The following is a 13,683-nucleotide window of genomic DNA, read 5'->3' on the forward strand; positions in this document are numbered from 1 at the left end:
ATTTTTACCCGATTGCTTTATTAATGATTGTATTACTTTCTTTTGTACTTTTGTCATCAGGCCCGTATTTTTTCTTTTTTTTGGATTTCGCAACTCAAAATTAGAATTATACAGGCCTTTTTTGTATATTATTTGTTCGGACAGTTATGAATCTATTTAAATAATTAAGCAGGATGAAACAGGATAATTTGAGACATATTAATTGTTAGTTTAGACCCTAAATAGAAAACGAGGATAAAACGTCAATAGTTTTGTCAATTAAAACCAATTATAATTCAATTTTTTCTGATTTTAATACATCACTAAATTGTATTCAAATCAAAAACTGATTAAAATTTTATGAACAAAAACCAATCTTTTTATAAGCTTTTACTCATAGCTTTTTTATTTATTCCGTTTGTAAACCAAGCTCAAACTACTAAAACGCCAAAATGGCCAACCATCACACAACAAAACAAACCATGGACAAGATGGTGGTGGGAAGGCAGTGCTGTTGATACTACAAACCTAAAATGGATGCTAAAAGAGTATCAAAAAGTAGGTTTAGGAGGATTAGAAATAACACCCATTTATGGCGTAAAAGGCGAGGAAAGCAAATTCATTAGCTTCTTATCACCAAAATGGATGGATATGTTGGGCTACACTTTAGCTGAGGCTAAAAAATTAGATATTGGAATTGATATGGCTCAAGCATCTGGTTGGCCTTTTGGTGGTCCTTGGGTAAAAGATGAAGATGCAAGTAAATATGTTGGACATCAAAGTTATACCTTAAATGAAGGCGAACGTTTAAAGGAACCTATTTTATTTCAACAAAAAACCATTTTAAGAATTATTGGAGAAAAAACTACGATAGATAAATTAGTTGAACCAATTGCAGCTAATAAAAATTTGCAAGGTTATGCTTTTGATCAAGTAAGATATCCAAAGCAGTTAAAGGCGAAAACCTTAATGGCTTACTCTGAAGCTGGCGAGATTGTTAACCTAACTGGTAGAATTAGCGCTGATGGTTTATTAGACTGGACGGCCCCAAAAGGCAAATGGACCCTATATGCCTTATTTGAAGGAATGCATGGTAAAATGGTTGAAAGGGCAGGGCCTGGTGGAGAAGGTTATGCCATTGACCACTTTTCTCTTCCTGCAACAAATAACTACTTAAGCTTTTTTGATAATGCTTTTAAAGGATATGATTTATCTTATTTAAGAGCTTTTTTTAATGATTCATACGAGGTTGACGATGCGCAAGGCGAAGCCAACTGGACACCTGATTTTTTAGACGAATTTAGAACTAGAAGAGGTTATGACTTAAGAAATGAACTTCCCGCCTTGTTAGGTTTTTCAAAAGACCAAGATAGAAATACTAGAGTTTTAACAGATTATAGAGAAACAGTTTCTGATTTATTATTAGAAAATTACACCAAAGCATGGCATAGATGGTCAAAAGGAAACGGAAAATTGATTCGTAACCAAGCACATGGTTCGCCAGCAAACATTTTAGATTTATATGCCGCAACAGATATTCCAGAGGCAGAAGGTGATGATGTTTTAAGGATTAAATTTGCTTCTTCGGCAGCTCATGTTACAGGTAAGCCACTTTCTTCTTCGGAATCTGCAACTTGGGAAAACGATCATTTTTTAACCCGATTAGGCGATGTGAAAAAGAAAATGGATTTATTTCTTTTAGGCGGAATTAACCACACTTTTTATCATGGAGCAAACTATACGCCTCAAGATGCTAAATGGCCAGGCTGGTTGTTTTATGCTGCTGTTCATTTTACTCCAAAAAATACTTTTTGGGATGATTTTAAAGCCTTAAATAATTACATGGCTCATGCACAATCGTTTTTACAAGCAGGTAAACCCGATAATGATATTTTGGTTTACTTGCCGATTTATGATTCTTATGCAAATCGTGGTAACACTTTGTTAATCCATTATGATGGAATTGAGAAAGGTTTTAAAGGTTTGGGTATAGATAAAACTGCTAATGATTTATATGATAAAGGTTATGCCTTTGATTTTATTTCTGATACGCAAATCATGAATACATCAGCAGCTAATGGTAAAATCAAGACTGCAGATGTAAACTACCAAACCATTTTAGTGCCCGCTGCTAACTATATGCCCTTTGGTACTTTGCAAAAGCTAATGAAATTGGCAGAGTCTGGTGCTACCATCACTTTCTTAAATTCATTACCAAAGGATGTTCCAGGTTTAGCCAATTTGAAGGAAAATCGATATGCTTTTAAAGCTTTAATTGCGAAATTAAATTTTAAAACAGAAGGAAATTATCAGGTTGCGAAATTGGGTAATGGCTCTATTTTATTATCTAATGATTTAAATAATCTTTTATCAGCTGCTAAGGTTGAGCCTGAAACGATGAAAGAAATGAACCTAAACAATATCCGGAGAGCTGTTGATGGTGGTAAATACTATTTCATTGTAAATGAAGGAACCGAGATGATTAACGGTTGGGTGCCTTTAGCTACCAAAGCAAAATCTATTGCCTTATTTGATCCAATGACAGAGAAAAAAGGCTATGCAGCAATTCGTCAAACCGAAAAAGGAACCGAAGTTTATTTGCAGTTGGATAAGTTAGAAAGTTGCATTTTACAAACTTTTGATAACGAAGAAAACACTGCTTCTTACGCTTATGTTGGTGCTGCTAATGAAGGAAATCAGCTTACTGGAACTTGGAAAGTAAACTTCATTTCTGGCGGCCCGGTTTTACCAAAAGCTTTAGAAATGGAAAACTTAAAATCATGGACAGAAAGTGGTGCTGATTATGACAACTTCGCTGGGACAGCATCTTATACCAATACTTTTAAAAGGCCAAAAGGTAAAGCAACCGCTTATTTATTGGATTTAGGAAAAGTTGAAGAAACCGTTAGGGTAAAACTAAACGGAGTAGAAATTGCCACTTTGATGGGGCCAAACTATAAAGTAGAAATTCAAAAAAGCCAATTGAAAGGAAAAAATAAGTTAGAACTTTTAGTTTCAAACTCTATGGCTAATCGTATTTCTTGGATGGATAAAACCAACCAGAATTACAAAATTTTCTACAACATTAACATGTCGTCACGTTTACCAGTTAACCGAGGTGAAGATGGTTTATTTACTGCTAAAAATTGGACGGTTAAGCCATCAGGTTTGCTTGGTCCTGTTAAAATTACTCCGCTTACTTATATCAACCCAAAATAAAATTCATCTATGTTAAAAAGATATTTATACCTCGCTTTTTTGTTGATAACTTCATTAAGTACTTCGGCGCAAAGCAGCACTAATAAAGAAATTAAGTATTTATCAGGAAAAGATAATGAGAACACAGTTGCTTGGGATTTTTGGTGTACTGGAGGTAGAAAAGCAGGTTTTTGGACTAAAATTAACGTCCCAGGGCATTGGGAACAACAAGGTTTTGGAGAATATAATTACGGTAGAGACTATGTAACCTACGGTAAAAACTTTCGCTTTGCCGATGAAAAGGGTTTGTACAAATACAATTTCACAGTCCCTGCAAACTGGAAAGATAAAGACATAAAAATTGTTTTTGAAGGTTCAATGACTGATACCGAAGTGAAAATTAATGGTAAATCAGCAGGGAAAATTCATCAAGGTTCTTTTTATTTATTCAAGTATAACATAGGGTCTTTATTAAAGTATGGAGCTTCTAATTTGTTAGAAGTTACAGTAAGTAAAATGTCGGCAGATAATTCTGTAAACAATGCAGAGCGTCTGGCCGATTATTGGATTTTCGGAGGAATATATCGTCCGGTTTATTTAGAAGCTACTCCAAAACAACATATCGAGTGGACTTCTATTGATGCTAAAGCGGATGGTTCTTTTGCTATGAATGTTCATATTGAGAATCCGGTTAAAGGAACGGAAGTTTTTGCTGAGTTAAGTGACTTAAAAGGAAAAGTAATTGGTTCTGCGAAAGCCATAAATACAAACGGAGATTCCGTTTTAAAAGTGAGTACAAAAATTACCAATCCTAATTTATGGACTGCCGAAACGCCTAATTTATATCAGGTAAAAACCTATTTGCGCTCTGCCGGAAAATCTATTTATCAAACTCAAAATAGGTTTGGATTTAGAACCATTGAAGTGCGCAAGCAAGATGGGATTTATGTAAACGGGAAAAAAGTTAAAATGAAAGGCGTTAACCGCCATGTTTGGTGGCCAGAAACAGGCCGAAGTGTAAATGCCAGACTAGATTTAGCCGACGTAAAGCTAATCAAAGGTATGAACATGAATGCAGTAAGATGTGCTCATTATCCACCAGATCAAGCTTTTTTAAACTATTGTGACTCGCTAGGATTATATGTTTTAGACGAATTGGCGGGTTGGCAAAAAGCTTACAGCACCAAAGCAGGTGAGCCATTGGTTAAAGAAATGGTGAAAAGAGACGCTAATCATCCATCCATTATTTTTTGGAGCAATGGGAATGAAGGCGGTCATAATTTTGATTTAGTTGATGATTATGGCAAGTATGATTTATCAAATCGTACGGTTATTCATGCGCATCACCGTCCGGGAAATGCCATAAATGGTATAGATGGAAACCACTATGAGGATTATTACAGCACCCAAAAAATACTAGCCGATACCAATATCTACATGGTAACCGAATTTATGCATGCTCAGGATGATGGTGCTGGTGCAGCGGGTTTATCAGACATGTGGGATTTGCATTGGAACGCTAAAAAAGGTGCTGGTGGATTTATCTGGGCTTTTGTTGATGAAGCCATTGTAAGAACAGATAAAAATGGAATGTTAGACCCTAATGGAGTTAACGCTCCTGATGGTTTATTAGGTCCGCATCGTGAAAAGGAGGGAAGCTATAATGCAGTTAAAGAGATTTTCTCTCCATACAAAATCACGTTAAACAAATTACCAGATAATTTTGATGGAACTATTGAGGTAGAAAATCGATACAATTTCACCAACCTAAATAAAGGCAAGTTGAATTGGGAATTGATTAACTATTACCTTCCTGAAGATAAAGAATCGGGATATAAAGTGATGAAAAGCGGAACGGCGGTAGCTCCAGATGTTGAGCCTTTTGCAAAAGGAAATATCCAAATTCCGTTGCCTGCTGATTGGAAACAATACCAAGGTTTGGCTTTAACTGCATTTGATCAACATGGCGAGGAAGTTTATCGTTGGGTTTGGAAAATTCAACAGAACGTCCAAATGGTCAATAATTTACTGCAAAGTAAACTGAAGAATGCTAAAGTTGCTGCTACTGAAAAAGACAGTATTTTAACAGTTAAGGGTGGCGACATCAGCGTAAGCTTTAGTAAAAAGACAGGAAAAATTGTTGGTTTAGCAAATGATAAAAGTGCACCAATATCTTTTGGAAATGGGCCGGTTTTGGTAAGTGGCGACGCTACTTTCGTTTCTCTTACTCATAAAGAAGAAGGCGAAAATATCGTTATTGAAGCCAATTATACAGGTGCTATGAAAGCCATTAAATGGACAATGCACCCAAGCGGATGGCTTCAAATGGATTATAGTTTTACCTTAAATGGAAAGCATATTTTTGCTGGGATAAGTTTTGATTATCCTGAAAACTACGTTTTAGGCGCTAAATTTTTAGGAAATGGTCCATACCGAGTTTGGAAAAACCGTCTTCAAGGCGTGACTTATAATACTTGGGAGAAATTTAATAATAGCACTCAAACAGGTTCTTATCCATGGATTTTTCCAGAGTTTAAAGGATATTATTCCAACATCAATTGGATACAAATGAACACCGTTGAAGGTAAATTTACCATTGCTACTCCTCAAGAAGATTTATTTGTAAGGCTATTCGATTTTTACGGTTTAACAGGAATTGAGCCTCATCCGCAACTGCCAACAGGAGACATTTCTTTTTTAGAAGGCATTCCTGCAATAGGTAGTAAATTGGGTTTGAGGATTACACCTCGTCCGCAAATGTATGGCCCAGCCGGAGAAACGAATGAGTTTACAGGTGAACAAAAACGTACTTTATATTTCTTTTTCGGCTTAGCCCCATCAGATAAAGTGAACAATTTTGTAATGCCAAAAGTGAATGTTTTAACTGACTAATCAATAGCTATAATGAATTTTAAACAACCCATTAAAACCTTATTTATCTGCTTTTTAAGTTTAACAATTTCTTTGGCTTTCGCCGATGAAAAAGACCCAAAATGGGCTAAAAAAGTAGGTTCAGCTAAGCTGAAGTTTAAGAAGAAAGAATTTGTAGCCAATGATTTTGGTGCCAATCCTGATGGTTTAACGCTAACAAGTGAAGCCATACAAAAAGCAATTGATGCCTGTGCCGAGCAAGGTGGTGGAATAGTGGTTTTGAAGCCTGGGAAATATTTAACAGGTTCTTTATTTATCAAAAGCAAAGTAAAATTTAAAATAGATGAAGGCGTAGAATTATTGGGTAGTCAGAATATTAAAGACTATCCAATTATCGACACTCGTATTGCAGGGATGGAGATGAAATGGCCGGCTGCTCTGTTAAACATCATCGATCAAAAAAATGCAGCCATAGAGGGAAAAGGCTTAATCAATGCTCAAGGAAAGGTTTTTTGGGAATTGTATTGGAGCATGAGGAAAGAATACGAAGCTAAAGCTTTACGCTGGATTGTTGATTATGATGCGCAAAGACCAAGAACTGTGTTGGTTCAAAACGGAGAAAATATTCAATTAAAAGATTTCAATATCCGTCAAGCTGGGTTTTGGAGCGTACAAGTTTTGTATAGCAAATATGTAACGGTTGATGGATTAGTAATTAGAAATAATATTGACGGTAAAGGCCCAAGTACAGATGGCGTTGATATTGATTCGTCAAGTTGGATTTTGGTTCAAAACTGTGATATTGATTGTAATGATGATAATTTTTGTCTAAAAGCAGGTAGAGATTGGGATGGTTTAAGAGTAAATCGCCCAACCGAGTATGTGGTTATCAAGGATTGTATCGCCAGAAAAGGTTCAGGTTTAATCACTTTAGGAAGTGAAACCTCTGGAACGATTAAGCATGTTTTGGTTAAGAATCTAACTGGGTTAGGAACTTCTAATGGTATCAATATGAAATCGGCTTTAACCAGAGGCGGAGGACTAGAGGATATTTACATCAAGAATTTAAGAATGGATAGCGTAAGTACAGCTTTCCAAATCGGTAAAAACTGGAATCCATCATACAGTTATTCAACTTTACCAAAAGAATACGAGTACGATAAAGTTCCTGTTCATTGGCAAAAAATGCTAAATAAGGTTGAGCCAGCAGAAAAAGGAATTCCTGTTTTTAAAGATGTTTACATTAGTAATATCCGAGGTGTTGGGATAAAAAGAGCATTTAACATAGCTGGTTTAGATGGTTCTCCAATAGTAAACTTTACTTTAAATAATCTTGATTTAGAGGTAGAAACTGCAGGTAATATAAGCTTTGCAAGAGACTGGATCATTAAAGATGTTACTATCATTTCAAAAGACAAATCTACGGTTGACGTTAAGAATTCAACTGGGGTTAAATTAGATTAATACAATAACCCAAGAGTGCTTTAGTGATGATATTGGACGCAAATTTTTATAAAAAAAATTGAAATCTAAAATTTTTTTAAAATATCTATTTGTTTTTTCATCAAACGGGAGGATATTAATCAATAATTAGTTTAGGTTTTAATAGCAGGATGGAGCAGGTTGAGAGTGGTTGTTAAATAGTCTATTTTAGTATTAATTTACCAACTACTAAAAAGCGGTAAAAACCAATTTAATTCTATGTTTTCAATCGATTTTAAAAAAATTAGTGCTACAATTTGCATTTGTTTTACCGTAATATTTTCAAGTTTTGCACAACAATGGAATCCATTAACAGATGCATCAGCAATTAGCAGTGTAGCTTCAAACTATTCTTCAATTACTTCAGCAACTTATCTTACGCCAGACGATAATGAAATTATTATCCCGTATGTTTCTTACACAGAGTCTAATATAGTTAAAGTAAAAAGATTAATGGATGGGGCTTGGGTAGCAGTTGGCGGAAATGTATCAGACGGAAATGCAGCTTATGCTCAAATATTCAGAAGCCCTAATGAGACTTTATATGTGACTTATGTTGACCAATCAACTGCAGGAGCTAATAAATTGGCTATTAAAACTTTTAACAAAACAACTTCAGTTTGGGAAGCTTTAGGTGCAAATGCAACTAATTTATACGTATCAACAGGTAGTATTTTACAAACTAACGGAACGCAATTGAATTCCTCAATTAACCATCAAATGGCTTTTGATGCAAACAATGTTCCGCATGTAATTTATGCTGATTTTGGTGCAAATGCTGGTGCAGCATCAGTAAAAAAATACAATGGCACTGCTTGGGAAATAGTAGGTGGCGCAACTTTGTCTGCTGATAGAGCTACGGGTTTAGGCTTAACAATTGACCAAGCAAACGGAGCTATTTATGCGGCTTTTTTAGGCGGAAGTGGAACAACCAATTCTTTAAAAGTATTTGCATTCAAAAATAATGCTTGGGCTTCAATTGCAATTACTGCAAATACAGTAACATCTGGTGCAACTACCTATCAGTCTATTAATGAGGCAGTTTCTGGGGCTTATTCCGCTGCTCGCCACTCAAGTTTAACTTTAGATAGAGATAAAAACTTAATTATTGGGTTTTTCAATGCAGCAAATAGTAATCGAGCTACCTATTTAAAATACAATCAAACTACTAATGTTTGGTCTTTATTAGGAGTGGTTTCTACTCGTGATGCCAGTTATATCAAATTGATAACAGCTAATAATGGTGATGTTTATACTTCATTTATTGATGCCATTTCTAATGGTTCTGGTCGCTCAGTTTCTCGTGTTTTTCAATTAATTGATAATGATACCAGATGGAGCGAATTAACCAATGTGAGTGTAAATAACGGAATTGATGAACCAAGCAGCAATCTTTCGTTTGAAATCGCAGATAATGGAAGGCAATACATCGTTTATACAAAAGCAAATTCATCTTCAGTTGTAGTACCTGTTGTAAGGTTGTTTTCAAATCTTCCTCCACCGCCACCAGCACCTGATGAAATTGTAACTACACCAAGGCAAATTGAAAGATTAGATAGAGGCGTTGTGGCTGTAAGAACATCAGCAAATATGGTTTATGTGGGTTGGCGTATGTTTGGTACTGATCCAACAAATATCGGTTTCAATGTATATAGAGGAGGAATGAAGCTAAATTCAACACCTATTACCAATTCAACAAATTATCAAGATAATACTTCGACAAATAGTACTTATACCATAAAGCCCGTTTTAAACGGAGTTGAACAACAAGAATCGGCACCAGCAAATATTTGGGCTCAAAATTATTTGAGTATTCCCTTAACTCCGCCTCCTAGTGCCTTAACTCCAACAGGAGAAGCCTACAATTATGTTGCTAATGATTGCAGCGTTGGCGATTTAGATGGAGACGGACAGTATGAAATCATTTTAAAATGGGATCCATCTAATGCAAAAGACAATTCACATTCTGGTTATACTGGTAATGTTTATTTAGATGCTTATAAGCTAAACGGAACAAGATTATGGCGAATTGATTTAGGCAGAAATATAAGAGCTGGTGCGCATTACACTCAATTTATGGTGTATGATTTAGATGGAGATGGCAAAGCCGAAGTGGCTTGTAAAACTGCAGATGGTACAATTGATGGTGTTGGTACTGTAATTGGAAATGCAAACGCAGATTTTAGAAACACTAATGGTTATGTTTTAACTGGTCCTGAGTTTTTAACCGTTTTTAATGGCTTAACCGGAGCCGCAATGGCCACAAAAAATTATATTCCTGCAAGAGGTGCTGTTTCATCTTGGGGAGATAATTATGGAAACCGAGTTGACAGGTTTACTGCTGCGGTTGCTTATGTTGATGGGGCAAAACCAAGTTTAATTATGGGTAGAGGTTATTATACACGCCAAGTTAGGGTAGCATGGGATTGGAGAAACGGAGAATTAACTCAAAAATGGGTTTTTGATACCAATAGTGCAGGAAATGCTCCTTATTTCGGACAAGGAAATCATCAATTAAGTGTCGCAGACCCTGATGGGGATGGAAAGGATGAGATATTTAATGGTTCAAGTACTATAAACGATAAAGGAAATGGTTTATGGTCAAACGGAAGAGGACACGGAGATGCGCTACATGTTAGTGATATGGATACCACTTTACCTGGTCTAGAAGTTTGGATGTGTTATGAAGACCCTAGCTCTTACGCTGGTTTAGGCTTGGCATTAAGGAATGCAAAAACTGGAGAATTAATTTGGGGTGTACCAGCAACTGGAGATGTTGGTAGAGCTTTAGCAGCTGATATAGATCCGCAGTATCCTGGTTATGAAATGTGGGGAACAGCCGGAACCGGAATTTATACCAATAAAGGTGTTCAGGTAGGTACAGTAAGACCTTCTGTAAATTTTGCCATTTGGTGGGATGGAGATTTAAGTAGAGAATTGTTAGACGGCACTCGTTTAGATAAATGGAACACAACTACTAAAAATACAGAGCGTTTACTAACCATTAACAATTTCGGAAATGCTGCTTCAAATAATGGAACAAAAGCAACACCGGGTTTAACTGCTGATATTTTAGGGGATTGGAGAGAAGAACTGATTTATAGAAGTTCTGATAGTAGAAATTTGCTATTGTTCACTACGACTATCCCTACCACTGAAAAACTTTACACTTTAATGCATGACACACAATACAGAACTGCGGTTGCTTGGCAAAATACGGCTTATAACCAACCGCCACATCCAAGTTTCTTTTTAGGTACTGGAATGCAGCCAGCACCAGTTCCAAATATTGTTTATGCTAGTCAATTAACTACCTCAATTAAGCCTAAAAATTTAGTTAAAGAGTCTTTAGGGATTTATCCAAATCCTGTTAAGGATAAAATCAATTTTAATTTAACGTCTAAAAACAACAATTTAGAATTAGAATTGATCAATTTAGAAGGAAAGAAAATTGTTATTTCTACAGGTACTGTTGAGTATTTAGAAACATTTTTAAATAGTTGGTTAAAGAATATTAAAAAAGGTGTTTATATATTAAATATTTACGATAAAAATAAAATTTATACTAATAAAATGTTGAAAATTGATTAGACAACATCATTTGGCTAGATTTTTTTAAATTAAACACTTCATTATAATTTCAAAAATAGCACTTAAACTGGGGTAAATATTACAGAGAATTACTTACCATAACATATTCTTTAAATGTTTAATTCCAAATTTATTAATAGAAAACAAGCTACATTTTAAAATAAATGCAATTATTTTTAAGAGTATATTTTAAATGAAAAGAACACTAGTTATATTTTGTTTAGGATTAACAATCATTTCTGCTTTTGCTCAAAAGATTGACAGAAAGAAATTAGTAGAACGCCATTCTATAGTAATTGAAAAAGTAGATTCACTATCCTCTTTAAGTCTTGGAAATGGCCAATTTGCATTTACAGTTGATGTAACAGGCTTGCAATCATTTCCTACTTTTTTTGCTAAAGGAGTTCCGTTAGGCACACAATCTGAATGGGGATGGGATAGTTTTAAAGATACCGTTGGATACAAACAGGAGGAAAGTTTAAAAGCTTATAATCAATATGGAAGGCAGGTAACTTATGCAGTTCAGAATTCAACCACAGAGCGAAATAAAAACGCTTCGAATTGGTTTCGCCAAAATTCTCATCGTTTACAGCTAGGTAATTTAGGTTTTGAGTTTTATAATGAAAGGGGAGATGTTTTAACAATTACCGATATTAAGAAAATTCATCAAGAGCTAAATATGTTTACTGGTAAAATTACCTCGGTTTATGAAATTAATGGGGAAAAGGTATCTGTTATCACGATAGGAAATCAAAAGCAAGACGGTGTTTTGGTAGAAGTTGAATCGGCTTTAATCAAAAAAGGACAGCTAAAAATTAAGCTCAAATATCCTTATCCTACAGGACAATGGGCTGATTTTGGCAATTATTATGGAGAGGAAGAAAAGCATCAAACTCAAATCATTACTCAAACCAATTCATCAGTTAAAATAAAACATCAATTAGATGGAACTCAATATTTCACGCAATTAAATTGGGATGGAAATGCTCAAATTGTTGAAAAGAAAAAACATGAGTTTATCCTTAGTCCTGATGAAAGTAAAACATCCTTTCAACTTTCAGTTATTTTTGCTCAAAAGGATGAAATTGATAATTCATCTTTTAAAAGCATCGCAAAAGTAAATCAAAAAACTTGGAAAAATTTTTGGGAAAGTGGTGCTGCTGTAGATTTTACAGGAAGTACAGATGAAAGAGCAAATGAGCTAGAGCGAAGAATAGTTTTGTCTCAATATTTAACTAAAATACAATGTGCAGGCAATTATCCACCACAAGAAACAGGTTTAACTTATAACAGTTGGTTTGGAAAACCGCATTTAGAAATGCATTGGTGGCACAGCGTCCATTTTGCTTTATGGGGCAGGGCTAACATTTTACAAAAAAGTACCGATTGGTATTTTAAAGCTATGGAAGGGGCAAAAGCTATTGCTAAACGTCAAGGTTTTGATGGAGTGAGATGGCAAAAAATGACGGATAATGAGGGTGCGGAAGTGCCTTCAAGTGTTGGTGCTATGCTGGTTTGGCAACAGCCTCATCCCATTACTTATGCCGAATTATTATATCGAGACAAACCCACTAAAGCGGTTTTAGAAAAGTATAAAGACATTGTTTTTGCTAGCGCAGATTTTATGGCTTCATTTGCTCATCTCAATCCAAAAACAAACAGATATGATTTGGGTCCGGTTTTAATTCCAGCTCAAGAACGCTTCAAAGCTGAACAAACTTTTAACCCAGCTTATGAGCTTGCCTACTGGAAATGGGCTTTGCAAACTGCTCAAAATTGGAGGACAAGATTAGGAATGCCTAAAAACGAAAAGTGGGAAGAAGTGATTGATAAAATTGCGCCTTTACCAATATTAAATGATGTTTATTTAGCTACTGAAAGCGCACAAGACTCATACACCAATCCCGAATTTAAAACCGATCATCCATCTGTTTTAGGTGCTTTTGGGATGTTGCCTCAAACAGGTTTAGTGGATAGCGTAATCATGAAAAATACTTTTAACCTTATCATGAAAGATTGGAGTTGGAACGAAACCTGGGGTTGGGATTTCCCGATGACAGCCATGACTGCCGCTCGCTTAGGAATGCCTGAAAAAGCGATTGATGCTTTATTGATGCCAGTAACGACCAACACTTATTTACCAAACGGACATAATTATCAAGATGGGCGATTAACCATTTATTTGCCTGGAAATGGTGGATTACTTACGGCAATAGCATTAATGTGCGGTGGTTGGGATGGCAACCAAACTAAAAACGTAGGCTTCCCAAAAAACGGAAAATGGAAGGTAAGGAGCGAAGGATTTAGTAAGTTTTTTTAGGGGTAAATTTTATCTTGTAGCTTGCTAAATTTCTCTAATCATGGTCACAATTTTTCTAAATTCATCTTTCATAAATTCATAAGGAAGAATCATATCATCAATAACTTCAAACTGATTTTTTTGATAAAATTTAACAGATTGACTGCTACTCATCGCTTTTAGCCAAACTATGGTTTTATACCAATTTAGATATAAAACGCCGTATTAAATGCTGTCAGATAATGGTGGTTTCCAGTGATTGA

General features: G+C 35.3%; 6 protein-coding genes. 5 read left to right on the forward strand and 1 reads right to left on the reverse strand.

The window, feature by feature from the left end; genetic code table 11:
* Positions 1 to 339 precede the first annotated feature (339 nt).
* The 5 genes from ACFSSE_RS10470 to ACFSSE_RS10490 all read left to right on the forward strand — a co-directional run bounded on the left by ACFSSE_RS10470 (position 340) and on the right by ACFSSE_RS10490 (position 13,441).
* The gene (locus ACFSSE_RS10470) at positions 340 to 3,198 is read left to right on the forward strand and encodes a glycosyl hydrolase (RefSeq protein ID WP_379044001.1); all 2,859 of its coding nucleotides are present in this window, start codon (positions 340 to 342) and stop codon (positions 3,196 to 3,198) included.
* 9 nt (positions 3,199 to 3,207) lie between these two features.
* Positions 3,208 to 6,069 (forward strand): glycoside hydrolase family 2 protein, encoded by a 2,862-nt coding sequence (locus tag ACFSSE_RS10475; RefSeq protein WP_379044004.1) that lies wholly within the window; start codon positions 3,208 to 3,210, stop codon positions 6,067 to 6,069.
* Positions 6,070 to 6,081: 12 nt separating this feature from the next.
* Entirely contained in the window at positions 6,082 to 7,512 is a 1,431-nt protein-coding gene (locus tag ACFSSE_RS10480) for a glycoside hydrolase family 28 protein (protein WP_379044007.1), read from the forward strand.
* Positions 7,513 to 7,749: 237 nt separating this feature from the next.
* Positions 7,750 to 11,121 (forward strand): rhamnogalacturonan lyase family protein, encoded by a 3,372-nt coding sequence (locus tag ACFSSE_RS10485; protein ID WP_379044010.1) that lies wholly within the window; start codon positions 7,750 to 7,752, stop codon positions 11,119 to 11,121.
* 193 nt (positions 11,122 to 11,314) lie between these two features.
* Positions 11,315 to 13,441, forward strand: coding sequence for a hypothetical protein (locus tag ACFSSE_RS10490; RefSeq protein ID WP_379044013.1), 2,127 nt, complete (start codon positions 11,315 to 11,317; stop codon positions 13,439 to 13,441).
* 24 nt (positions 13,442 to 13,465) lie between these two features.
* On the opposite strand, the gene ACFSSE_RS10495 is transcribed toward ACFSSE_RS10490, so the two are convergent.
* A complete protein-coding gene (locus tag ACFSSE_RS10495) occupies positions 13,466 to 13,594 on the reverse strand; it encodes a hypothetical protein (protein WP_379044016.1) in 129 nt (42 codons plus the stop codon).
* Between the last annotated feature and the right edge of the window lie 89 nt (positions 13,595 to 13,683).

This window comes from Pedobacter alpinus (assembly GCF_042684645.1).
In the GTDB taxonomy this organism is placed as follows: Bacteria; Bacteroidota; Bacteroidia; order Sphingobacteriales; family Sphingobacteriaceae; genus Pseudopedobacter; species Pseudopedobacter alpinus.